Origin of the sequence: Granulicella mallensis MP5ACTX8 (genome assembly GCF_000178955.2) — a bacterium.
Taxonomy (GTDB): Bacteria; Acidobacteriota; Terriglobia; order Terriglobales; family Acidobacteriaceae; genus Granulicella; species Granulicella mallensis.
The window spans coordinates 186354-211166 of sequence record NC_016631.1; the positions used below are offsets into that span (position 1 = coordinate 186354).

The 24813-nt window shown below is 59.5% G+C and carries 18 protein-coding genes; 12 read left to right on the forward strand and 6 right to left on the reverse strand.

The window, feature by feature from the left end; genetic code table 11:
* Positions 1-17: 17 nt before the first annotated feature.
* The 4 genes from ACIX8_RS00815 (at position 18) to hpnI (ending at position 4993) form a co-directional block, all read left to right on the forward strand.
* Positions 18-638, forward strand: a complete 621-nt coding sequence (locus tag ACIX8_RS00815) for a YdeI/OmpD-associated family protein (RefSeq protein ID WP_014263404.1) — start codon at positions 18-20, stop codon at positions 636-638.
* A gap of 589 nt (positions 639-1227) precedes the next feature.
* Positions 1228-2454 carry an ABC transporter permease gene (locus tag ACIX8_RS00820; protein WP_014263405.1) on the forward strand — a complete coding sequence of 409 codons (1227 nt, stop codon included), beginning with the start codon at positions 1228-1230 and terminating at the stop codon, positions 2452-2454.
* Entirely contained in the window at positions 2454-3701 is a 1248-nt protein-coding gene (locus ACIX8_RS00825; protein ID WP_014263406.1) for an ABC transporter permease, read from the forward strand. Before ACIX8_RS00820 ends, ACIX8_RS00825 begins: the two co-directional genes overlap by 1 nt.
* Positions 3702-3826: 125 nt before the next feature.
* A complete protein-coding gene (hpnI, locus tag ACIX8_RS00830) occupies positions 3827-4993 on the forward strand; it encodes a bacteriohopanetetrol glucosamine biosynthesis glycosyltransferase HpnI (RefSeq protein WP_014263407.1) in 1167 nt (388 codons plus the stop codon).
* 45 nt (positions 4994-5038) lie between these two features.
* On the opposite strand, the gene ACIX8_RS00835 is transcribed toward hpnI, so the two are convergent.
* Positions 5039-5899: a DUF1003 domain-containing protein gene (locus ACIX8_RS00835; protein WP_014263408.1), complete on the reverse strand. Its 861-nt coding sequence runs from the start codon at positions 5897-5899 to the stop codon at positions 5039-5041.
* Between the two features lie 32 nt (positions 5900-5931).
* Positions 5932-7962, reverse strand: a complete 2031-nt coding sequence (locus ACIX8_RS00840; protein WP_014263409.1) for a phospholipid carrier-dependent glycosyltransferase — start codon at positions 7960-7962, stop codon at positions 5932-5934.
* A gap of 56 nt (positions 7963-8018) precedes the next feature.
* Here ACIX8_RS00840 and ACIX8_RS00845 point away from each other — a divergent pair, with 56 nt between their 5' ends.
* Together ACIX8_RS00845 and ACIX8_RS00850 are read left to right on the forward strand one after the other, a co-directional pair.
* Positions 8019-9161: a Rieske 2Fe-2S domain-containing protein gene (locus ACIX8_RS00845; RefSeq protein ID WP_052310695.1), complete on the forward strand. Its 1143-nt coding sequence runs from the start codon at positions 8019-8021 to the stop codon at positions 9159-9161.
* 169 nt (positions 9162-9330) lie between these two features.
* Positions 9331-12180, forward strand: coding sequence for a choice-of-anchor D domain-containing protein (locus ACIX8_RS00850; RefSeq protein WP_014263411.1), 2850 nt, complete (start codon positions 9331-9333; stop codon positions 12178-12180).
* 127 nt (positions 12181-12307) lie between these two features.
* Here the strand turns inward: ACIX8_RS00850 and ACIX8_RS00855 are convergent, their stop codons facing one another.
* From ACIX8_RS00855 to ACIX8_RS00870, 4 genes are all read right to left on the reverse strand, one after another.
* Positions 12308-13027, reverse strand: coding sequence for an MBL fold metallo-hydrolase (locus tag ACIX8_RS00855; protein ID WP_014263412.1), 720 nt, complete (start codon positions 13025-13027; stop codon positions 12308-12310).
* 199 nt (positions 13028-13226) lie between these two features.
* Entirely contained in the window at positions 13227-15815 is a 2589-nt protein-coding gene (locus ACIX8_RS00860) for a DUF3536 domain-containing protein (RefSeq protein WP_014263413.1), read from the reverse strand.
* 199 nt (positions 15816-16014) lie between these two features.
* Positions 16015-16395 (reverse strand): ribosomal maturation YjgA family protein, encoded by a 381-nt coding sequence (locus tag ACIX8_RS00865; protein WP_014263414.1) that lies wholly within the window; start codon positions 16393-16395, stop codon positions 16015-16017.
* Positions 16396-16409: 14 nt separating this feature from the next.
* Entirely contained in the window at positions 16410-17126 is a 717-nt protein-coding gene (locus tag ACIX8_RS00870; protein ID WP_014263415.1) for a DNA-3-methyladenine glycosylase family protein, read from the reverse strand.
* A 166-nt stretch (positions 17127-17292) separates the two neighbouring features.
* Here ACIX8_RS00870 and ACIX8_RS00875 point away from each other — a divergent pair, with 166 nt between their 5' ends.
* From ACIX8_RS00875 to ACIX8_RS00900, 6 genes are all read left to right on the forward strand, one after another.
* Positions 17293-17520, forward strand: a complete 228-nt coding sequence (locus tag ACIX8_RS00875; protein ID WP_014263416.1) for a tRNA modification GTPase TrmE — start codon at positions 17293-17295, stop codon at positions 17518-17520.
* 386 nt (positions 17521-17906) lie between these two features.
* On the forward strand, positions 17907-18806 hold the full coding sequence (locus ACIX8_RS00880) for a cytochrome c3 family protein (RefSeq protein WP_014263417.1): 900 nt from the start codon (positions 17907-17909) through the stop codon (positions 18804-18806).
* Positions 18803-22015: a TAT-variant-translocated molybdopterin oxidoreductase gene (locus ACIX8_RS00885; protein ID WP_014263418.1), complete on the forward strand. Its 3213-nt coding sequence runs from the start codon at positions 18803-18805 to the stop codon at positions 22013-22015. Before ACIX8_RS00880 ends, ACIX8_RS00885 begins: the two co-directional genes overlap by 4 nt.
* A gap of 1 nt (position 22016) precedes the next feature.
* A complete protein-coding gene (gene nrfD, locus ACIX8_RS00890; protein ID WP_014263419.1) occupies positions 22017-23465 on the forward strand; it encodes an NrfD/PsrC family molybdoenzyme membrane anchor subunit in 1449 nt (482 codons plus the stop codon).
* Positions 23465-24007: a DUF3341 domain-containing protein gene (locus ACIX8_RS00895; protein WP_014263420.1), complete on the forward strand. Its 543-nt coding sequence runs from the start codon at positions 23465-23467 to the stop codon at positions 24005-24007. The genes nrfD and ACIX8_RS00895 overlap by 1 nt, the downstream gene beginning before the upstream one ends.
* A 29-nt stretch (positions 24008-24036) precedes the next feature.
* Entirely contained in the window at positions 24037-24795 is a 759-nt protein-coding gene (locus ACIX8_RS00900; protein WP_223295438.1) for a c-type cytochrome, read from the forward strand.
* Positions 24796-24813: the final 18 nt, after the last annotated feature.

Genomic DNA, 24813 nt, shown 5'->3' on the forward strand with positions numbered 1-24813 from the left:
CATTTACCATTCCGTCCATGCCCACTGTGAATGCAGCCGTCGACGCCTATATTGCGAAGTCCGCTCCCTTCGCGCAACCGATTCTGACGCATCTGCGTGAGGTGATGCATGAAGCCGCGCCCGAATTGGAGGAAGCGATGAAGTGGTCGCGGCCCTTCTTTATGTATCGCGGCGTGATCCTGGGCAATCTCTCGGCGTTCAAAGAGCACTGCAGCTTCGGGCTCTGGGGCACGGAGATTGCGGAGATCCTGCACGCCGACGGCATCGCGTCGAGCGAAGGAATGGGAACGTTCGGACGTATTACTTCGGTGGAAGACCTGCCGCCGCGCAAGAAGCTGGTGGGCTATGCGAAGCAGGCAGCAAAGATGATCGCCGAGGGCACGCGCACCAAGTCGCTGCCGTCGCGTCCTCGGGTCGCCAAGGCTACGGTGGAGGTCCCCGAGGCCCTGGCTGCGGCGCTCAAGAAGAACAAGGCTGCCGCGAAGCACTTTGAGGCCCTGAGCCCAAGCTGCCGCCGCGAGTACTCCGAGTGGATCGCCGACGCCAAACGCGAGGAGACGCGCGACAAACGAGTGGCCACGGCGCTGGAGTGGATCGCCGAGGGTAAATCGAGAAACTGGAAGTACGAGAAGGGGTAGGTGGTGTCTGGCGAACTGGGAACGTCAATTTAGGCACATGTCTTGTCCAAAGCCCCACCGAATCGTCATCCTGAGCGGAGCGCCTCGCGCTTTTGCGAGGTGCGGAGTCGAAGGACCCCGAGGGGTTTGATCTCGACTATGCTGTCGGGATCGTTTCCAGCACGAAAGTCCAGGCTCGAACGCTTGAGGTAGAAAAGGGGTAAAGGGTATGGGCAGGATTGAGACCTTCGGGGTCCTTCGACTCCGCGTCTCCAACAGCCGGGACGCTACGCTCAGGATGACGTTTCGGTGGTGAGATTAAAGACGCTATGGATGCTCCATCTTGAAAGACACGGTCTAGCGCCTAAGTCATCCACCCGTAAGACGGCGTTCATGAACAGGCGCGTACTCCTGAGGTAATCTTTGTGAATCTGGGCGAAAGTTTGTAGGCGTAAAGAAGGCATCTTCTTCCGCAACCTGTGAAACCACGTCCTCCGGTTCGCACTCGCCTGGCGCGTGGAACCGGGGGATCGTGTCTCACGTATAGGACTTCGGAGACGTGTGTTCCCCCACTTCCCGACGCGCACGGTAGACTGAGAGCGGTTCCGCTATGGAGACAAAAGAAGCATTACGGATAGCGCTGCAGTCGCTATGGGCTAACAAGCTGCGTACGATCCTGACGCTGCTGGGCGTGGTCATCGGTGTGGCGTCGGTGATCGCGGTAGTTACGCTGGTCAACGGCGCGAATGTCTACGTCGCTACAAAGGTCAACGGCTATGGCGCAGATGTCTTCACCCTTTCCAAGCAGCCGGCGTTTACCGACAGCTACGCCGACTTTCTGACCTACGAGAAACGCAAGATCATCGGGATGGAAGACTATCACGCGGTCCAGAACGATTGCCGGCATTGCCTGCAAGTCGGCGCGATGCAGTCGAGCCTCGGCAAGATCGTCTTCGGCCCGCAGTCCAGCTCCGATACAACCATCCGTGGCTATACCTCCCTGATGGCGGAGATGCAGAACCTCAACATCGTCGAAGGTCGCGACATTACGCAGGCCGACGAGGACCACGCGGCGCATGTCGCGCTGATCGGCTCCGACATCGAAGAGAACCTGCTAAAGGGCGACGACCCCCTCGGCAAGGAGATTCGTGTCGACGGAGTGCCCTACACGATCATCGGACTGAGCGAAAAGCAGGGTAAGACACTGGGGCAGAGTCAGGACAACTGGGTTGCCGTACCCCTGACCGCGTTCGATAAGACCTATGGCTCGTCGAAGACGTTGACGATCTACTCCAAGGCCGGCAACGCGCCGGGAGCGATGGAGGCAGCCACGGACGAAGCACGGCAGTTACTGCGGCTTCGGCGGCACGACCTGCCCGGCGCACCGGACAGTTTCACCCTCGAAACCAGCGATACCCTGGTCGGTCTATGGACCCAGATCAGCGGCAGCTTTGAGGCTGTGGCCGTGGCGATTGCAGCTATCTCGCTGATCGTCGGCGGTATCGTCATCATGAACATCATGCTGGTGAGCGTGACCGAGCGCACCCGCGAGATCGGCGTGCGGAAGGCCCTGGGCGCCCGCCGCAGCGATATCATGCTGCAGTTCCTGCTGGAGTCGGGAACGATGTCGTTGCTTGGTGGAGCGATTGGCGTGATTGGCGGCGTGGGCGTAGCGCAACTCATCACCCTCTTGCTGGGTTTCCCCGCGTCTATTGCGCTATGGAGCATCTTTGCGGGCCTGGCTGTGGCGGCATCCGTGGGCCTGTTCTTTGGCGTCTACCCGGCACGCAAGGCGGCTGAACTGGATCCGATCGTTGCCCTAAGGAGCGAGTTCTAATGCGAGCGAGCGATCAACGCGAATCCGTAAAGATGGCGCTAGACACCCTGCGCGCGAACAAGCTGCGTTCCGGCTTGACGATCCTCGGTATCGTCATCGGAGTGATGACGGTGATCGCGATCTCGTCGGTCATCAATGGGCTGAACTCATCGGTCTCCGGCATGGTTGAGGCGATGGGAACCAACGTGCTGTGGGTCTTTCGCTTTCCCGTCATCGGCGTTCGCCCGACGACGGAGATGCTCGCACGCAAGCAGCTCACCTTTGATGACGAGGAGGCGATCGCCGCGCTGCCGCATGTGTCCTCGGCCTCGGCCTCCCTGCGCTACCAGAACTTCCAGTTCGGCGCGGGCTCGGCGACCGCGAAGTTCCGCCAACGGAAGGTGGAAAATGTTTCGCTGGAAGGCGATACGATCTCCTCGCAGGCGGTCTATGACTGGGATATCCACGAGGGCCGTTACTTCACGCAGACCGACCAGGACCGTGCCACCGATGTGACCGTGCTGGGTCACGATACCGCGGAGGACCTGTTCGGAAACGTCGACCCTATCGGCCAGGAGATTACCGTCGAGGGACGTACCTTTACCGTGGTGGGCACACTGGACAAGCAGAAACAAGCCTTTGGCGGCGGTAAAAATCCCGCCGACAGCTTTGCCTACTTTCCAATTACGACCTTTCACAAGCTGCATCCCGAGGTGCTCGACTACTGGTTGAGCGCGAAGTTCGACGACCAGAAGAACAAGCCCCTCGTCGAGGATGAGATTCGCGACCTGCTGCGCCGCCGGCGCAAGGTGCACAACGAGGCCGCGGACAACTTCGCCATCTTCGGTTCGGACGCGATTACGCGTCTATGGACGGAGGTCACCGGCAGCCTCTTTCTGCTGATGTTCGGCCTGAGCGCGGTGGGCCTGATGGTGGGCGGAGTCGGCGTGATGAACGTGATGCTGGTCAGCGTAACCGAGCGCACACGCGAGATCGGCGTGCGCAAGGCCATCGGCGCGACGAGAAATATCATTCTGCTGCAGTTCACGCTGGAGGCTATCGTGCTCTGCGCCGTGGGCGGACTCATTGGGATTACACTCGGCTCGATCGTCGCCTTCGGACTGCACTATCTGTTGTCGAGCGAAGTAAGCGTGCTGTGGATCCTGGCGTCGTTCCTGTCCTCATGCGCCATCGGCTTGATCTTCGGAATCTATCCGGCATGGAAGGCTGCGAATCTCGATCCAATCGACGCCCTTAGGTACGAGTAAAGCAGGGATTAGGGCACAGGGATTAGGGATTAGGAAACAGCCTGGAAGAGCAAGCCGTCGCTGAAGCCGCTATTTTCTAATCCCTAATCCCCAATCCCTAATCACTGCTCTTCTACACTAGCCAGATGGAAACTCTTTCGCTCACAGTTGAGATTGTTGCGGCGCTGTTGACTGCGAGCGGCATTGCCTATGGTCTGTTGGCGCTGTTCGGAGCGCGGGCGTTTGAGCATGACGCGCGTGCCGCTGCGAAGCTGGGTGCAGAAGGATTCGCTCCGGGCGTTTCAGTTCTCAAGCCTGTGAAGGGCGTTGATTCGCGCATGTATGCGGGCTTTGTGAGCCACTGTGTACAGCAGTATGCGGGCGAGTTCGAACTGCTGTTCGGCGTCAGCTCGCTGGACGATCCCGCAGTCGCCGAGATTGCTCGATTGCGCATCGAGTATCCGCAGCTCAACATCCGGCTGGTGGAGTGCCCGGAGCGTCTGGGGTCGAATGGCAAGGTCTCGAACCTCGCGCAGATGCTTCCGCATGCACGCTTTGAACACATCGTCGTGAATGACAGCGACATTCTCGTCTCACCGCGGTATTTGAGCCGGGTTCTCACGCCTTTTGCCCAGGAGAAGACAGGCCTAGTGACTGTGCCCTACGTCGGTCAGGCAGAGGGAACTCTCTGGTCACGGTTGGAGGCCCTGGGGATCTCGACGGATTTCATGGCGGGTGTGCTGACGGCACGCAAGCTAGAAGGCGGCATTCACTTCGGATTGGGTTCAACCCTGGCGACGACGAAGACAGCGCTTGCCGCCATCGGTGGCTTTGAAGCCCTGGTCGAGCAGCTTGCCGACGACTATGAGATGGGTGTGCGGCTATCGCGTGCGGGCTATCGTGTGGAGCTGGTGCATGAGGTCGTGGCGACCACGGTGCCTGCCTATACGCTGCGCGGCTTCTGCGAACATCAGTTGCGCTGGTCGCGGTCCACACGCGACTCTCGCCGCGCAGGCTATATCGGGCTGGGCGTGACGTATGTGCTGCCGTGGTCGCTGGCGGCGGTACTGGCCAGCGGTGGTTCGCTGTGGAGCTTCTCGTTGTTCAGTCTCGCGCTGCTGGTGCGCGTGGCCGTGGCGCTGACGGTGGGTGTCGGCATTCTGCGCGATGGGCAGGTACTGCGCGATCTCATCCTGTTGCCGCTGCGCGATTGCTTTGGGTTGTTCTTCTGGGCATGGAGCTACGCGTCGGATGTCGTGGTGTGGCGCGGAGAGCACTTTCGGCTGAAGCGTGGGCGGCTGGAACGGGTTTAGTTACCGAAGGTTCCAGCCTCTTGTCACGCATCTATGCGATTCACTCTAGCTCCGCAGGTCATCCTCACGCCTTGATTCGTTCGGTCCCCGCAGATGCTCTTCGATGTCGCCGAGCTTGTCGGCGAGGAAGTGGATCTTGCGGGAGAGCGCCTGGATCTCGGTCTCCGCGCGGCGGTTGACCTCGAAGTCCAGTTCGCTGCGCAGACGGTCTTTGGTGTCCTGGCGGTTCTGGCTCATCATGATGACCGGTGCCTGGATCGATGCAAGCATCGAGAGGAACAGGTTGAGCAGGATGAAGGGGTACGGGTCCCAGGCCTTGCCCTTGAGATGGATATTGATCAATGTATAGACCGTCAGCACGGTTCCGAAGAGAATGATGAAGGTCCACGAGCCGCCAAAACTGGCGACGACGTCCGCGAGGCGCTCGCCGAAGGTCTCCTGCTCGTCGATCAGTTCATTTGCATTGCGCATGGCGCGGTTGCGGATGACACCTTGTGCCGTGTGAATATCGCGCGCGAGCACGGTCATCATGTCCAGGCCGGCCATGGGCTTCTTCAGGAGCAACGCTTCGATATCGTTGCGGTCGATCTCCAGGCAGGTGGTGGGCTCGGTCGTAGTCGCCGAGGTCTGGTGCGTCGTGTTTTCGAGCATAGAGGCAAAGCCGAAGAAGTCGCCATGGCGTGGCTCAGAGAAGAGGACCTCCTGGCCATCTTCGTCGATGAGCGTGACCTCGACGGCGCCGGAGAGCATGACGAAGGCGCGTGTGCTGGGCTCGCCAACCTTGTAGATGCGCTGCTTGGCCGCGAAGTCGCGGAGTTCAACCTGCTGGGAGAGCACGGCGATCTCATCGTCGTCGAGCAGGGAAAAGAGCGGAACGTGGCGGAGTTCTTCGGGGAGACAAGCCATAAGGAAAAGATAAATGTAGTAGTGAGTAAAGATTACCTGTTTGGCTGGTTGCTGACGATCTCCTTGCCTCCATTTTTCACGAGAATGTAAACCGGCCCGGGAAGTGCAGGCAAGTTTCGAGGCTCGTCGGTGAGCGACTGCCAGAGGAAGATACGCTGCGACCCCGTCCATTTCTGCGCGATGGACCGCGGCGTCTCAAAGATCGGTGGAGCGTCAGGAAAGAAGCTGCCGTACCAGAGATTCGAGCTGCGGCCTTCGAGGATGTGGATGTCGTTGCGGTGCAGGTAGAAACCAAGGGTCGAGCCGGACTCGTATTCTCCGTGGATCGCTATGATGTCTTGCGGCTGCACCTGGGGGGCGATGGCCCTGGCCAGTTCAGCCGATCCAATGACGGGGGCGAAGATCTGCAGGCCGAGATGCGCCGCCAGCAGAAAGCCGAAGGCACCAGCCGCGAGCGCGAGGTTAGCGAAATGAGCTTTCACTCCGTAGCGACGTAAGGGGCTCCGCAGCAGGAATGCCCACAGGGGACCACCCAGGAGACTCAACGCGGCTAGTGCCAGCGGTACGCGGAAGAGCCCGAGGGCCTGTGCGTTGAGGTCGAGAAAGTGGCCCATGCTCAGGGCATAGTCGCCTGGGTTCTGCTGTAGAAGCTGCGCAAGATCGGTGTTGGGTGCGGGGGCCTTGGTGTGGAGCAAGAAATAGACACTGGCTGAAGCGAAGACTGCCCCAAGAAGCAGAAGAACTCCAATGCAACGGCGTGCTGCTCGCCGATGTCTCTGGGCCTCCGGTTTCGTCGGCGCTTGATAGGCAAGCCAGCCCGCAATGAGTATCGCGATTGCCGGAAGAGCGGGCAGCACGTAGTACTCCTGTCGTGTGGAGAGCGAGAAAAAGAGCAGTACAAAAGCCGCCCACACGACGCAGAGCAAAAGTCCCCGATCCTTTAGTCCTAAGGCATGCTGCGAAAGTTGAGTTCGCCATTGACGGTTGCGCCAGGGGAGTGCCCCTCCGACGGCTTTGAATACGAACGCCGACCAGGGCATCATCCACACGAAACACAACCCCCAGAAGAGCCACAGGGGAGCGGTATCGTAGTCGTGCGGCACGCGCAGGTTCAGATAGCGCAGCACGTGCTCGTTCATGAAGTAGAACCAGAACCAGCCGCGCACATTGCCGTCCGTGGGTAGCGGCACGATCCAATGTCCCTGAACGAAGTGAAACGGCGTCGGGTGTCCCTGTGTCGGGTTCGCGAGGCCTGCCAGAATGTGCCACGGTGCCGCGAGGAGCAGAAAGACTCCGAGCGAAGTCCACGGGTACAACTCGCCCAGACGTCGCCAGGTCCCGCGCAGCCCGCGCGTCAGCAGCCGGTAGGCGAGCACGATGCCGACAGGAAAGACGATACCGATCAAGCCCTTGGTCAGAACGTTGAGAGCGCAGGCCGCGGCGAAGCCTCCGCAGTAGAGGCGAAGATGCGTCTTTACGCCTTCAGTTTCGAGTTTCGAGTCTCGAGTTGTGAGATCTGCCTCTCGAATCTCGGAACTCGTGTCTCGTGTCTGATCGCTGTCGCTTTGGGGCGGGCTATTGAGCTCTTCGGTACGCCAGAAGCAGTAGAGCGCGAGCGAGATCCAAAGGCACACCCCGACATCGGGAATGGTGATGCGCGTGAAGATGAAGAGGCCGAAGCTCGAGAGCAGAATCAGGGCCGCATACAGTCCTGCTCGCGTGCTGCGAAACAGGCGTCGTGTGAAGGCTTCAATGACCAGCGCCAGGGCCAGCACGGCGAATGCCAGCGGCAATCGCGCGGCTGCCGCTGAAGTCCCGAACAGCTTCATGCTCGCCGCCATCGACCAGTAGAGCAGGGGTGCTTTTTCGAGATACCGGATCCCATTCGCGTAGAGCGTCACATAGTCGTGGCGCAGCAGCATCTCCCGTGCGACTTCGGAGTGGACAGAGTCCGCGTCATCCAGCAGCGGCGGAGCGAACAGGGTGAAGCTGGCGTAGAAAGCCAGCCACAGCAACAACACGCTGAGCGGGGTGGATCGCGGTCGAGAGGGCACCTGGGGCATCGCCTCAAGTGTAAGCTGTGGGCCGAAGTCGGATAGACTGAGGCCCGATGGGTAATATGAGGCCAATTCGTGCGGGACAGGAATTAGTACAGCTTACGGGCACTTCGGCAAAGGACGGCCCACCCGCCGAACTCATCTTTGGCGACTGGTATCCCGCGCTGCGGGCAAGCTCGCTCAAGCGCAAAGACACGGCAGTGACTACGCTGCTGGGCATTCCGATGCTGCTCGGCCGCAAGAGCGATGGCGCGCTCTTCGCCATGCGCGATCTCTGCCCGCACCGCGGCATCCCGCTTTCAGCGGGCTGGTTCGATGGCGAGACGGTGCAGTGCAAGTATCACGGCTGGCGCTTCGAGCCCTGCAGTGGACAGTGCCAGGAGATCCCCTCTCTTACCTCGCACGATTCGCTCGAACCGACGAAGATCTACGCGAACTCGTTCCCGGTGGTGGAGCGCGACGGTTATGCCTGGGTGTACGTGCCGGAGGCGGGAGCAGGCCGGGTAACCGAGGAAGCCACGCTGCCCCCTGTGCCGGAGCTTCCGAAGTTCGGCTCTCGTTTTCGCAGCGCGCACCTGCAGGCCGAGCTGCCCTGCAATGTGGATCACGGCATCATCGGCCTGATGGACCCGGCGCATGGGCCGTTCGTGCATCGTGCGTGGTGGTGGCGCAGCGCGGCGAGCATCCACGAGAAGACCAAGAAGTTCGAGCCAATAGAAGACCTCGAGCATGACGGATTTAACGCTGGTTTTCGCATGTCTCCGCATGCACCGTCTTCCAACAGCGCACCATATCGCCTGTTGGGCAGGCCGGTGACGATGATCGACTTCGTTCTGCCGAATCGCCGTTACGAGACGATCCTGGCGGAGAACGCGCGCGGCAAGAAGCGCTGGTTCTCCTCGTTGACGACAGTGACCCCGGTTACAGCGTCCACCTGCCGCATCGACGTGATCGCGGCGTGGGATATCGCGTATCACGTACCCTTTGTCACTCCGATAGCCCGTTACTTTGGGGCAAAGTTCGTTCAGCAGGATCAGCAGACGATGATCGAGCAGGCCCGCGGCCTGCGCTCCAACCCCGGCCTCATGCTGATCGACGATGCCGACAAGCCCGCCAAGTGGTACTTTGCGCTCAAGCAGCGCAGGCTGAAGGGGATTGGAGAGCATCCGCTGAGTGAGCCGGTGGAACTCCACTGGCGGAGCTGAAGCGCTGATCGGCCGCCATCGAGAGATGGATTTATACTTTGGAAATTATTCTAAAAAAGTCGCTGGAATCGTCTTGTACGGAATAGACTTGGGGCCATCTTCAGATTCTTATATTTCTTATTGCTGCAAGTGAATCAACGAACAGCGATAAATCCAAAGGATGTCTCCCGTGGCCTCTTTCAGGACTCTTCTCGGCACTTTTGCACTGTCTGGTCTTCTAATTTTCGCGGGATGCTCCGGGCATCCGTACCAAGCGTCTGTTCGACCGGCGGTGGCCGGAATCAGCGGGCAGGTTCACGGGGGACAGCAGCCGGTCGTGGGTGCGACGATCCAGCTCTATACGGTTGGGACAAGCGGTGTCGGCTCTGCCTCTACCCCCCTGCTTACTCAGACTGTAACCACGGACGCCGGCGGAAACTTCAGTATTGCAAATCTCTTCTCCTGCACCGATGCGACGCTGGTCTATATCACCGCCACCGGCGGCAATCCGGGCGTGTCGAGCAATAATCCGAATATTGCTCTCATGACGGCCCTTGGACCCTGTTCTTCTCTCGGCAGCAATATCCAGTTTATTTCTATCAACGAACTGACGACCGTGGCGGCTGTCGCGGCTCTGGCGCCGTTTATGCAGTCACCGACGGCTATCGGCTCGGGAGCGCTCAATGTCTCCACCCTTACCGCAGCGTTTACGCTGGCCGCGCAGCTTGTCGATCCATCGCAAGGCATGTCTCCCGGGCTAAATATTCCTGCGGGACAGCTCGCGCCCGTGAACGAAATTAATACTCTTGGGAATATCATTGCGAGCTGCGTGAATTCGGTGGGAGGAGCCGCGGGAGACTCTTCGTCGTGTGGGCAGCTCTTCTTGCTTACGACTCCTCCGGGCGGTACGCCACCGACAGACACGATCGCGGCATTACAGGTCCTTGCGCTCAATCCCGCGCTGAATACCTCGCAACTGTTCGTCCTTTCGACCTCGTCCGGGCCGTTTCAGCCGCAGCTTACCGTCGCTCCGTCGAACTTCCGTATCCAGCTCGTCCCCGCCGGTCTTACGGTCCTGCAGATAAGCCCTTCGTCTCTCTCGTTTCCGACGACAGCGGTTGGATTTCCTGCGACTGCTCTTCCGATCATGATCCGGAACAGTGGATCGACTTCGGTTGCCATCAGTTCCATCGCGATCACAGGCGCCAACGCAGCGGATTTTGCACAGACGAACAATTGTGTTTCGAGCCTTTTTCCTTCAGGGACCTGCACCGTGCAGGTAACCGCAACCCCATCGGCAACCGGCACGCGCAACGCCTCCCTTGTGATTACGTCGAACAGTCCCGACTCTCCCCAATTTGCTGCGCTTTCCGTTGTGGGCGAAGCTCCAGGCGCCGGACCGGTGACGATCAGTCCCACGACCCTTAGTTACACCCTTGGCGGCACGGTCCAGGATGTCACCTTGTCGAATCTTGGCTCCACGCCGCTCGCGATCAAGAGCATTACCGAGACAGACACCAACTCGCCGCCAAGGCCTGCTTTCTCCATCGTCGGCAATAACTGTGGCACCAGCCTACCTGCGCAATCGGTCTGCACGATTTCAGTAGCCTCTCTTCTGACGCAGCTTAATAGCACTGAGCAGCCATTCGTATATACCGGTACGCTTACCGTGGTGGACGATGCGGAAACCGGGCCGCAGACGGCTGCGCTTACCTCTGCCAATACGGGCCTCTTCCAGGGAACTACCGTGAATGGCGTCGTTTCTTTTCCGGCAAACCAGAACGGTTATCAGCAGACGGTAACGGGCGTCCTTTACGAGTCGCCCAGTTACTACACCACCGCCCCACCTGTCTCATTGGCCCTGGCAGGACAGGACCCGGGCGATTTCTCGGACACCGTGGCGCAGGTCGGTCCCTCTGAACCGGGCTGCAATCCCTCGATAAGTGGAAACCCGTGCCTTCTTTTCACGTTCAATTTCACACCCACGGCAGCAGGGATACGGACGGCAAAGGCCATCATCAATCAAGGGAACCAGTATTTGCTGTTGACCGGTACAGGCGTCGGTCCGGGGCCTTCGTTTACCCTCGGATCGCCCTCGATCTCCCTGAGCAGCGCCTTGCCCAGCGCTCCTGATCCTCACGGCAATGATTCGGCATCGGTTCCGCTGACTATCACCAATACGGGAACGACTACCTTCAGCTTTTCGGCAAGCTTTTCCGGGGCCAATGCTTCCTTGATGACCGTCAGCGCCGGGAACTGCACCTCTGTAGCTCCCCAGGCTTCCTGCACCGCGACCGTCGGATTCAACTCGGCCACCGTGGGAACATTCACAGCATCGCTGACCGTAAAAGATGCGAACTCCACCTTCTCCCGCAGCATTCCCATCACGGCTAATGCGTCGTATTGGCCGGTGGCCGTCTCTCCGAGTTTTCTGCAGTTTGATCTGCAGGCTTTAAATACGACCAGTGCCGCGAAGACGTTCACGCTGGGCGATCTGAACGGCTATCCTCTGGGGCACGCACTCACTGTTGCCCTGGCCTCTCCCAGCAACTTTGTCCTGACACAGGGCTCCACCTGCCCGGCAAGCCTGACGCAGGCCTGCACCCTGGCTGTCGCCTTCAGTCCTATCCAGGCAGGCAATATCTCTGAGTTTGCACTCATTACCGATCAGGTGAGCGGGTACACGACCAAACTGCAGCTTATCGGGAGCGCGGGTTCTTCGGCAGTCTCCCTCTCTAGTTCCTTCCTTCAGTTTCCTTTGAGAGCGACTGGAACAACCTCCATCCCGATGAGCGTTATCGTGACCAATACAGGAGTGGCTAATCTGATCATCAGCAGTATCGGTCTTCAGGGCGCGATCAATGGCAATTTCACCCAGACCAACAACTGTACAGCCGCGACGATCCCCGTCAATGGGACTTGCACGATCAACGTAACCTTCGCACCCACGGCAACGGGTATGCAAACGGGGCAAATCAACATATTGAGTAACACTCTCAGCGGTATGGACTTCATTGCGCTGTCAGGCACCGCTAACTAGAGCAAATTTCCTGTAGGTGTATAGCGAAACCGCGACATTTATGGCCGTTTTTCCCCAGAAAAACGGTACTGCACGCCCGATTCAACTTCCCAGTAACAGGAAATTTGCTCTAGAGCTCCGTTCTGGGTTAGCTGCCGGCTTCCTGCAGTGCCGCTTCGAGCAGCTCGCGGCCGCCTTCAACAATGCGTCCGTGGCCGGCGGCAACGCGATGAAAGGGGGCCTCGAGGGGCATCGTATCCAGCAGCTGCCGTATGCTGGCTTTCATCGTCGGAGCGTTCCAGGATGCCCAGCCGGGGAGCAGAAAGTACCACGGCCCGACGCCGGGAATATGGACATTGCCGCCTACGGTGACCAGGGAATCGCCCGCATAGAGCGTCCCGTCACGCTCGTCGTAGAAGCTGAAGTGGCCTGGGGTATGTCCCGGCGTCGCGAGGCACCGCAAGGAGCCGAAGAGCTCAAAGTTGGACACGAGATGCGTTGGCACGGTGCTGGCTCCCGGAAGGCTGCCTTTGATCTTGCTCTGCGGCTCGCCGGGGTCGAGTGAGAGGTCCTGCGCGGGTTTCTTCGGGAGCAGGCGTGCGTCACGGTGGCTGATGGCGACATCGATCCTGCCGAGCCGTTGCGACAGTTCATCCAGCGAACCGATGTGGTCGCCATGCGCGTGCGTGAGCAGGATGCGGTTGATTGGCCCGCCAAGACTCTTTGCCGCGTTAAGGAAGTCATCCGTGGAACCTGGCAGCCCGGTATCGATCAGCGTGAAGCCATCGTTCTCTCGTACAAGATACGAGTTGACCAGGCCGAAGCGTGTGAGCTGCCATGCATTGCTGGAGAGTGGTGTGACCTTCACGGAGAAAGCTCCTTGAGTTTGCAGGTGCCGGCAAACTGCCTCTCATTGGATGCAGAAGGAGGCGCTTCGGTGGGCATTGGGAGGCCGAAGGTGTCCTCCCCATTCTCTCGCGTAGAGTGCAAATATTTGATGTGGCAAGAATCGGAAGGGAATGGCTTCAGCCATGCCCTTACACACTGCCACCATGGGATGGCAGTCCCTAAAACGCCCGCACACCCTCTTCCACGACCAGGTTATCGACCGCGATGTTCAGCGCGAGACCCAGTTTGCGGAAGCCATCGCGCCACTCGCGTGTCCAGTAGTTGCTGTCGCTGCGGCGCAGCAGGTCGTTCCAGATATTCTGTGCCTGCCAAAGGTTGATATCCATCGGCAGGGTTCGCAGGCTTTCGGCGATTGCCACAGTCTCGTTCAGGACCGCAGCCGTCTGTTGCTCGGCCGCGCCCTCCAAACGGATCATGGTGCGCTTCATGCGCTTGTCGGCAGTAAAGCCGAGCAACTGCGAGTCGAGGGTCACGCCATCCAGCTCGGCGCTGCGCAGCAGGCGTGCGACTTCGGCTGCATCGTAGCTCTCGGCTTCGAGCGCGCGCCGCAGCCCCGCGTTGATGGCGAAGCCCGCAGTCAATGCCAGAGCGGGTGGTGCAGCCACGTTCGACTCCGCGAGGAAGTGCAACAGCGTCGCGTGTTCTTCGTAGATGCGGGTCAGCGAGCTCTCTACCTCCGAGAGCGTCTGGTCGAGAATGCTCTTGAGAATGCGGTGCTGCTCGTCCGCAAACAGCGAGGTCAACGAGTAAAGTGTGCCGCCGAAGAAGCCGTCGATCAGACGGACCAGCTCCGGCAGGTTGGCTCGCTGGATGGTCGTGCTTGCCTCTTCGACGAACGTCGCCCATGCCTCTTCAATCTCGGGCGTATAACGCTTCACCGCGGCGGAGAGGTTCTGATCGCCGAGATGCAGCACGGCAAAACAGATCTCCTCGGTCTCTTCGGTAATTCTGGAACGCAGCGCCGCGCGACCCAGGGCCACGCGGCCTCGGCCTGAGGTCAGCAGGTCGTAGTTATGGCGATGTACGTCGAAGCAGAACAGTTCGCCTGCATCGGGATAGTTCCGGAACATCGAGCTGATGGCGTAATGTGCTCCGACGTGTTCTAAATCGAGCCGTGAGCCGATGACGAAACGGATATAGATCTCTGCGGCGTCACCGATCTCAGCTACATTGCTCTTGGCGCGTGTAAGGATCGCGAGGAACTCGGCTTCGAGCTCCGCGGCGGCCGCGCCAAACAGTTGATTGGCAAGCTGAATGACCCGCCCCGCGTAAGCGATGATCTGGACCGTCTCGATGCCCGAGATCTCGTCGAAGAACCAGCCGCAACTGGTGTACATGAGCTGGGTGTGGCGTTCGAGCTCGAGCAGCTCCAGAGCTGTGACGCGTTCGGCAGGCGTCAATTCATGGGTTGCATGTTCGCTGAAGAACCAGTCGATATTGACCGTGCTGCGGTCGAGCACGACCTGGATGTAGGCATCGCGGGCGGCCCACAGGTCTTTGAGCAGCGGTTGTGCAACGGCCTCGGCCAGCGGCGCGGTCTTGTCGCGCAGCAGATCGAGGGCTTCGCGGAGCGGGCCGCGCCACTGCTGATTCCAGCCCTGCCTGCCGCCGTTACAGCCGCAGTTGGAGCGCCAGCGCTCCACGCCATGCGCACAGCTCCAGGAGGTGTTGTCGACGACCTCGGCCTCCCACTGCGGCGGAAACTTCGCGAGGAACTCGCCGTAGTTGGTGAGGGTTGCGAGCTTGTTTTCCTCGATCCAGTGCAGCGCATAGCTCAGGGCCATCTCGCCATGTTTGTGGTGGTGGCCGTAGCTCTCTCCATCGGTGGCGACGTGCGCCAGCTGTGGTTCGTTGGGAGCCTTATCGGCACGGAGACCGCCAACCAGCCGGCGTCCGAAGTCTTCGCCGGAGTTCAACAGGCCCTCAAAGGCAATCGCTCGCGAGCCTGGGCCGTCGTAGAAGAACACCGCAATGGAGCGGCCTTCATTTAGCCGGATCCGGTATGGATGCGTGGGATCGACGATGGCGTTGGGCGTTTCGGTCCAGGCTGGTTCGCTAGCCTTGGGAGAGGTTGCGGACTCTGCTTTGGACGCTGCGGCCTTCGGAGTCTCTGTCTGAATTTTGCGTACCCGCGCGCACTGGTGGGGCGCGAGGATGGTGTACTTGATGCCCTCCTGCGCCATCAGGTCGAGCACGGAACTCGAGACGGCGGTCTCAGCCAGCCACATGCCTTCGGGCTTGCGGCCGAAGCGGTGTTCGAAGTCGGCGATGCCCCAGCGGATCTGGGTGCGGGCGTCGCGCTCGCTCGCCAGCGGCATGATGATGTGGTTGTAAACCTGCGCCAGGGCGGACCCATGGCCGGAGTAATGCTCGGCACTGGCCCTGTCCGCGTCCTGGATCATCCGGTAGGTGCGTGGCGCAAAGTCAGCTAGCCAGCTCAGCAGCGTGGGGCCGAAGTTGAAGCTCATCCGGGCGTAGTTGTTCAGGATGCGGACGATCTCCCGCTCTTGATTGGTGATGCGCGAGGCGCCGTTCGGGGCATAGCACTCGCTGGTAATGCGTTCATTCCAATCGTGATACGGTGCCGCGGAGTCCTGTACCTCGACGGTCTCGAGCCAGGGGTTTTCGCGCGGTGGCTGGTAGAAGTGACCGTGTACGCAGATGTAATGCGGCGGCGGTGAGACTGCCTGGTCCTTGAGTTCAGCGGAGCTGGCGGGATTTTGAATACGAGCCTTCAGCTTGGTCATGGCTCTCCCAAGGATATAGCCGGAGACCCTGTGATTTGCATAGTCGTCAGCATGAATCGTCGATCGTTTTTGGCTGCCGAGCCTGCATTGGTTGCCTCGTTCGAGAAACGTTTTCACAAATGAATCCGGCAAAGGCCGTAACCCTTCTGATATCGCTATTTGGAGCGACGCAGACTGGTCGGTACAGGTTCCTGTTGGGTTACTGGTTCGTTCGGCTATCGAAACAGGCTGTGACTGCAATTGCCAGCCAGTAGGCCACGATATCCCGCAGCGAGAAGATACGGCCCAGCAGGAGCTGGCCGGCAAGCGTATGGCGGAAGGCGTTAAGTCCGGGCGAATGATACAGCTTGAAGCACTCGACCGCTACCGCAACCATGCCGGCAACGATGGCCAGGGTCTGAGGTTTCTTCTTTGGCAGAAAGAACGCAACGAGCCAATAGACCATGATGGCCCACAGGATGGAGCCACCGTATTTGACGAGGACGGCAACCAGGCCAAGCGGTACCAATCTCCAGACCAGACCGCCGGCGAGGGTGATGAGCGCAAGGGTAGCGCAGGCGATTCGACGATTCGATCTCACTTCTGGTTTGACCCCTACTCCGGCTGCACGGTTTTGCCGGCGGCAAGATCGCAGGCTCGCCACATGTACCAGCTTGCGACCGAGCACCACGGCGCCCATTTCTTTGCGCGTTTTGCGATCTGTTCGTGGGTGGCCAGAAGGTCGGGGGTGACTTTTTCCGTGGGCTTGAGGCCCAGATAGGTCAGGGCAAAGCCCTTGCGAATGCCGTAATCGCTGCTAGGCAGGACGTTCGGACGCCCGAGGCGGAAGATCAGCATCATCTCGACGGTCCACTTGCCGATGCCGCGCACCTGTGTCAGGTGCTCGATGATGTCGTCGTCGCTCATGCGACGGATGCGGGCTATCGTAGGCACGGTGCCGTCGAGCGTCTTGGCGGCCAGGTCGCGCAGAGCCAGTGCCTTGTTGTGTGAGAGCCCGGCGGCGCGAAGCTGTTCGTTCGGGCAGTCGAGCAGATCTTGTGGCTCAGGATGGTTGCCGATACCGCAGGCATCCGCGAACGATGCCAGCAGCCGCGCATGGATGGTGGCGGCGGCCTTGCCATGGAGTTGCTGGTAGATGATGGACTGTGTGAGCGCCTCGAAGGGCGACTGTTGCGCAGGCAGCCGCACCGTAAACGGCCCAGCCTTGGCGATCAGCTTCGCAAGTTTGGGATCGGCGGCTGAGAGCGCGTCGGTAGCTTCTGTGGGATCGTACGGCAGCTTTCGGGTAGAGCCGGAGCGTGGGCGAGGCATGAAGAGAGTTTGCCATAGAGCGCTGTAGTTTCACCTGTTTCGCGGAGCTGTCCTGTCTCTTGTTCATGCGGCTGTCTGACTTACTGGAGGGGCAATCGATATCTGTAGTTTCCGCAGGTAGAATTCGCACATGATCGCTCGAGTACAGGAAACTACAGAAGGATTCGTGATCGTTATTCCCCCTGCTGAGGCCAAGGCGTGGGGACTGAGGGAGAACTTTCCTCTGGAAGTACATCGTGTGGGTTCAACTTCCGAAGACGATGCTCCGGAACTCATCCAGGCGCGCCATCAGGAAGTGCTCAAGGTCGCCGAACAAGTCATAGAGGAGCACGCCGCAGCTTTTCGTGAGCTGGCTAAAGGCCCCGAAGGTCCTGGTCCGTACGGCGATGTGTAGCCAAAGAAATCCTCAGGCGAACTCGGACTAATGTGGACGGGATTTAGAAAAATGGTTCTTTCCTGTAAAACATTTTTATAGCGAATTTGCCGCATCACCAGCGGGGAATCATCGTTTGATGTAAATAGAAACCGCTCGTTTTCCCGGTCGATAATCGCTGGTCGTTTCGACTATCGAACATTAGGGCCCTAAAGCCAACGTTGGTGTAACAATTCGGCTGCTATACTCGATTTTTCACAGGGCTTGTTTTCAAACCTTTGGAAACACCTATCACGGTATCTTTGTGAGTAGGTTCACTTTCCGAAGGCGCAGCACTCTCAGGTAGTTGGTTATTCGGTTCAAAACTCCACAGGTTTTTTTGATGCAGAGGAAGCAGGAACGCACTCATGGCGCAAGTATTTGACCGCAGTTCGAACGCACTGGCTCGCGCGAGCCTGGTGCTGACGGGCTTGATCGTCATCGCGCTCGGTGTGGCGCTGAACTCATTGCAGCGGTCGCCGTGGGTGACCAAGCAAGGGCAGCGGCCGGACCAGCCCGTCCCTTTCAGCCACAAGCACCACGTCGAGGGCCTCGGGCTCCAGTGCCAGTACTGCCACGTATCCGTGGAGAAGAGCTCGTACGCGGGTATTCCGCCGACTAAGACTTGTATGAACTGTCACTCCCAGATCTGGACCGACGCTCAGTTGCTCGAGCCGGTGCGGCAGAGCTGGGCGACCGGTAAGTCGATCAACTGGATTCGCGTCCACGATCTGCCGGACTACGTGTACTTCAATCACGAGATCCACGTGAACAAGGGCATCGGCTGCGCAAGCTGTCACGGCCGTGTTGACGAGATGCCGTTGATGTACCAGGAAAACACGCTGCAGATGGAGTGGTGTTTGAACTGCCATCGCAACCCTGCAGTGAACCTGCGGCCCGCCAGCGAGGTCTACAACATGGCGTGGGCAGGCCCCTCGACCGACAAGCCCGTCTGGTGCACCACGACCGGCAAGGGTGGACCCACGGCACAGGGCGTATCCTGCGTGACCAAGGATCCAGGCAACCAGAACCCCGAGTTGGCGCAGTTGACCAAGCCCGAGGCTCCGGCAGCTTCGCAGTCGGGAACGAATCTCCAGCCGCATCCGTTGACGGGTGAGGGCCAGACGGTCTCCGATATGCCGCAGATTGCAATGCCTGCCAGCTATCAGAAGTTCACCAGCCAGATGGATCTCGGTCGCTACCTGACAGCGCAATACCACATCCGCTCAGCCAACGAGCTGTCGAGCTGCGAGGTGTGCCACCGATGAAAAATTCAGTTGGAACCACACGCATGGGAACCGAGCCTACGATGGCAGTAGAAACGCAACAGGCAGTCGTGAAGGCGCAGGTCGTCAATACGATTGCTCCTGCAAAGATGACGCTCGCCGAAGTCCGCACAAAGCTGGAAGGCAAGACCGGCAAGCGCTTCTGGAAGAATCTGGATGAACTCTCTGACTCGCCTCAGTTTCAGGAGTTGATGCAGGAGGAGTTTCCGCGCCAGGCAGGTGCGGGCGAGTGGGTTGACTCCGTCAGCCGCCGCGGCTTCCTCAAAGTCATGGGCGCAAGCTTTGCGCTGGCCGGCCTGGCCGGTTGCACCAAGCAGCCCGATGAGCCGATCTTTCCGTACGTAAAACAGCCCGAGGACTTGATCCTTGGCAAGCCGATGTACTTTGCAACGGCACACCCTTTCCCGACCGGTGCAGTTCCTGTGCTGATCAAGTCGGACGCATTCCGTCCCATCAAGGTGGAAGGCAATCCCGAACACCCGATGTCGAAGGGTAAGTCAGATGCCTACACCCAGGCGACGCTGCTTGACCTGTACGATCCCGATCGCTCGGTGCAGCCGAAGTTCCGCGGAGAGGCTGCCTCATGGGGCCAGTTCCAGCAGGATTTTGCCAAGGCTGTTGCGGGCACCAAGACCGGCCAGGGCGTTTACTTCCTGAGCGAGACCATCACCTCTCCGACGCTTGCCTCCCAGTGGAAGCAGGTTTCGGCGAAGTATCCGCAGGCCAAGCTGGTGCAGTATGACGCGGTGAACAATGACCGTGCTCGCGCCTCCTCGAAGGCTGCGTTCGGCGATTACCTCGACGTGCAGTACAAGCTCGAAGACGCGGACGTCATCCTCGCGCTCGATGCTGATTTCCTGGGTGGAATTGCCTTCCCGGGCTTCCTGCCTCTGTCGGCGGCGTATGCCGAGCGGCATCGCTTTGAAGCCGGCAAGACGATGAACCGGATGTACGTCGTCGAGACCATGCCGACGGTAACCGGATATAAAGCTGACCATCGCCTGGCTCTGAAGCCGAGCGAGATCGAAGCCTTCTCGGTAGCTCTCGCTGGTGGCAATGGTTCGGCGCTGACCAACCCTGATGCTCAGAAGTTCCTTACCGCAGTCCTTGCCGATCTGAAGAAGTCGGGCGGCAAGTGTGTGGTGATGGTTGGACCGCAGAGCCCAGCGGCTGCCCATGCGGCGGCGCACGCGTTGAACGCGAGCCTGGGCGCAGTGGGCAAGACGGTTCTCTATACCGAGTCCATCGCTCCGATTCCCAGCGAGCAGGGTGCGGATCTCAAGTCGCTCGTTGCGGACATGTACGACGGCAAGGTGCAGTGGCTGGTGATGCTCGGCGTCAACCCGCTGTACAACGCTCCTTCCGATCTTGAGTTCACGACAGCCTTCAATAAGGTGCCGAACACGGTGCATCTCGGGTCGCACGTCGATGAGACGGGTTTCTACTCAACCTGGCACGTCAATAAGACTCATTACCTGGAGAGCTGGTCGGATGCGCGTGCCTACGATGGCACCATCTCGATCGTTCAGCCAATGATCGATCCGCTTTACGGCGGCAAGAGCGCGCACGATGTTCTGCAGGCGCTTCTCGATCCTTCCATCAGTGCTTATGACGCAGTCGTAGCAAATGCCCGGACTTACATTACCGGCGACTTTGCGACAGGCTGGAAGAAGGCTCTACATGATGGCTGGGTAGAGGGAACAGCATTCTCGCCGAAGCTGGCTGGCCAGCCCAAGGCGGTCACTCCAGTTGCCTTGAATACGCCCGCTGCGGGAGCCATTGAAATCAGCTTCCGTCACGATCCTTCGGTCTACGACGGTCGCTACGGTAACAACGGCTGGTTGCAGGAGCTGCCGAAACAGATCACGAATCTCTCGTGGGACAATGCCGCGCTGATGAGCATGGACCTGATGTCCAAGCTCAAGATTGAAGAAAACGAAGCGATCGAGCTCAATCTGAACGGTCGCAAGGTGATTGCACCGGTGCTGATGGCTCCGGGCCATCCGGACGACGCTGTAACCGTGCATCTCGGCTTTGGCCGCCGTGCGGAATCGGGCCGTGTGGGTGCGGGCGTCGGGTTCGATGCCTACTCGCTGCGGACCTCCGATGCTCCTCTCTCCGCTTCGGGTCTGAAGGTTGCCGGCGGCAAGGGCATCTATGACATCTGCGTGACCAAGGTTCACAACATCGAGCATCGCGGCGCCTACGCGCAGCGTGATCTTGAGCATCCGTTGTCGGACAAGGAAGGCACGTACTCGTTGGCTGGGCATGAGGCGATGGAGCGTTCGATCATTCGCTACGCCACAGTCGCCGAGGCTACCGCCAATCCGAAGTATGCAGAAGAAGGCGCAAGCGGCACCTGGGTCAACAAGGTGGGTTACAACCCGCAGGGCGAAAAGCCTGGTGCGGATGAGACCTTCTTCCCTGACGCCTGGCACTACAACCACACCGCTGTCGTGGGTGCTGGCCAGAAGGTCCTTCAGAACTCTTGGGGTATGTCGGTCGATCTGAACTCCTGCATTGGTTGCAATGCCTGCATCGTAAGCTGCTACGCGGAGAACAATATCCCTGTCGTCGGCCGTGAGCAGGTGAAGATTGGCCGCAACATGCAGTGGATGCGTATCGACACCTACTTCGAGGGCGATCTGCATGCTCCGAAGGCGCACTTCCAGCCGATGATGTGCCAGCACTGCGAGAACGCCGGTTGCGAGCAGGTCTGCCCGGTTGGCGCAACCGTTCACACTCCGGAAGGCCTCAATACGATGGTCTACAACCGTTGCGTGGGCACTCGTTACTGCTCCAACAACTGCATGTACAAAGTTCGCCGCTTCAACTTCCTTCTGTACGCGGACTTCGATACTGAGAGCCTCAAGTTCATGCGCAACCCGGATGTCTCGGTTCGTTCGCGTGGCGTCATGGAGAAGTGCAGCTATTGCATCCAGCGTATCGAAGCCGTCAAGATCGAAGCGGATAAGAACAATCGTGCGATCGCCGATGGCGAGATCGTAACGGCCTGCCAGCAGGCTTGCCCGACCGATGCGATTATCTTTGGCAACATCAACGATCCGAACAGCCGTGTCGCGAAGAAAAAGAAGGAAGAGCGCGACTATCAGGTGCTGGCGGATCTGAACTACCGCCCCCGCACGACATACACGGCAGGCGTTATCAACCCGAACCCGGAGCTTGCATAAGATGGCAACCCAAGGTCCTATCCATGATCCGAATGCGGCGCTCGATCCTATGATCGACCCGCAGACGGGTGAGTACGCGGTCATCGCGCCGGGCCACAACTTCAAGAGTGTGACGCAGAAGATCGCGGGTATCGTGCTTACCGCCGACACACCCTGGGCGTGGACGGGCGGTCTGTTCCTGGCCGCAACCGTAGCGTTGGGCGTAGTCATCGGTGTTACCTGGCTCGTCCTCAAGGGCGTCGGCATCTGGGGTGTCACTATCCCTGGCGCGTGGGGCTTTGCCATCATCAACTTCGTTTGGTGGATCGGTATCGGCCACGCCGGAACGCTGATCTCGGCCATTCTGCTGCTCTTCAAGCAGACTTGGCGCAACTCGATCAATCGATTTGCCGAAGCGATGACCATCTTTGCCGTCTGCTGCGCGGGCCTCTTCCCGCTGCTGCACGTCGGTCGTCCGTGGCTTGGTTACTGGCTGTTGCCGTACCCGAACACGATGAACCTCTGGCCGCAGTTCCGCTCGCCGCTGGCCTGGGACGTCTTCGCCGTCTCGACTTACGCGACGATCTCGGTGGTCTTCTGGTACATCGGTATGATCCCGGATTTCGGTACGCTGCGCGATCGCGCGAAGCTGCCGCTGGCCAAGGCCTTCTACGGCATGCTCTCGCTGGGCTGGCGTGGATCGACTCGCCACTGGATTCGCTACGAGTCGGCTTCGCTGCTGCTCGCCGGTCTCTCGACGCCTCTGGTGCTCTCGGTGCACACCACCATCAGCTTCGACTTCGCGGTCGCGGCTATGGCAGGCTGGCATACGACGATCTTCCCGCCGTACTTCGTCGCCGGCGCCGTTTACTCAGGGTTCGCGATGGTGCTTACGCTCGCCATCCCAATCCGCAAGTTCTATCACCTGGAAGACCTGGTTACGCTTCGCCACCTCGATAACATGGCGAAGGTGATGTTGACGACCGGTTCGATCGTTGCCTATGGCTACGGTATGGAAGTCTTCATGAGCTGGTACTCAGCCAGCCACTGGGAGTTCTTCATGATGTGGAACCGTATGTTCGGGCCGATGGGCTGGGCATACTGGATACTCATCCTGACCAACATTGCGATTCCGCTGACCACGCTCTGGTCGCGTAAGCTGCGCGTCAATGTCGGCTACCTGTTCTTCCTGTCCTTCGTGGTGAACATCGGTATGTGGTTCGAGCGTTTCGTCATCGTCGTGACGTCTCTCTACCGCGACTATCTGCCGTCGAGCTGGGGAACCTATCGCGCGACCAAGTGGGACTATATTCTGTTCCTCGGAACGTGGGGAATGTTTACCTTCCTGTTCCTGCTGTTTGCGCGCTTCGCTCCCATGATTCCGATGTCGGAGATCCGCATGATGCTGCCGCAGACCAAGGTTCATCACCCTGGTGCAGATGCTGAAGTTGTTACCCAGGAGGCCCTCTAATGCCGGTACACGAGGGAGTTTACGGTCTGATCGCTGAGTTCAATACTCCCAGCGAGTTGGTGAATGCGACTGAGATGGCGCACCGCGCCGGTTACCGCCGCATGGAGTGCTACACCCCCTATCCCGTGGAAGAGGCAGCCGAAGCGCTGCGTTTCCATAAGACAGGCGTGCCGCTGATGTGTCTTCTGGGCGGTCTCATGGGTCTCGTTACCGGCTATGGGATGGAAGTCTGGGTCAATACGTTGGGCTATCCGCTCAACATTGCAGGACGCCCGCTGTTCAGCTGGCCGGCGTTCGTGATCCCAGGCTATGAGTGGACGATTCTGTTCGCTGGTCTGTCGGCGGCGTTCGGCATGCTGGCTCAGAACGGCCTGCCGCAGCTTTACCACCCGTTGTTCAACGCACCTAACTTCCGCGACGGTGCAACGACGGACAAGTTCTTCCTCTGCCTCGAAGCACACGATCCGAAGTTTTCGGTGACCGAGACCAGGGCGTTTCTCGAAGGGTTCTCTCCTGTCTCCGTTGTGGAGGTGGACCACTAATGCAAGGAAACAGGAAACAGGAAACGGCGATGCGAGTAGCGCGTGCAGTGACGGGGCTTTCGGCGATGGCGGCGATGCTGGTTTTGGCCGGCTGCCGTCAGGACATGCACGATCAGCCGAAGTTCTTTCCGCAGCGCGGAACCTCGTTCTACGCCGATGGCCGCTCCGTGCGTCCGCAGGTGGAGAACACCGTGGCGCGCAACCAGCTCCATCAGGATGCGTACTTCTTTACCGGTCTGCAGAACGGCAAAGAGGGCGAGGGTCTCCCGATCCAGTTGACCCCCGCGGTCATGGAACGCGGCCAGGAGCGCTTCAATGTCTACTGCACGCCCTGCCACTCTCGTGTAGGCAATGGTGACGGCATGATCGTGCAGCGCGGCTACCGCCCGGCAGGCGACTTCCACACGGACCGCCTCCGCAATGCTCCGCTTGGCCACTTCTTCAATGTCATGACCAACGGCTTCGGCTCTATGCCGGATTATGCCGCGCAGTTGACGCCGGAAGATCGTTGGGCGGTTGCGGCTTACATTCGCGCACTGCAACTCAGCCAGAATGCGAAGCAGTCCGATGTGGCTGCGGGGCAGCATGTGCAGAGCCTGCACGATATTGCAAAGGATGAAGGCCTGCCTCCGGGATTTGCGGAACCATGGGGTCTGCCCTCGACGGCGATCTATGGAACGCCGAACAATCAGGACAACGGTATTCCGGGACAGAATTTGGGCACGGCTCCTGCGGCAGCGGCAAAGAGTGCGCAGCCAGCAGCACAGCCGGCCGAGACAAAGCAGTAAGAACAGATTTCGAAACTT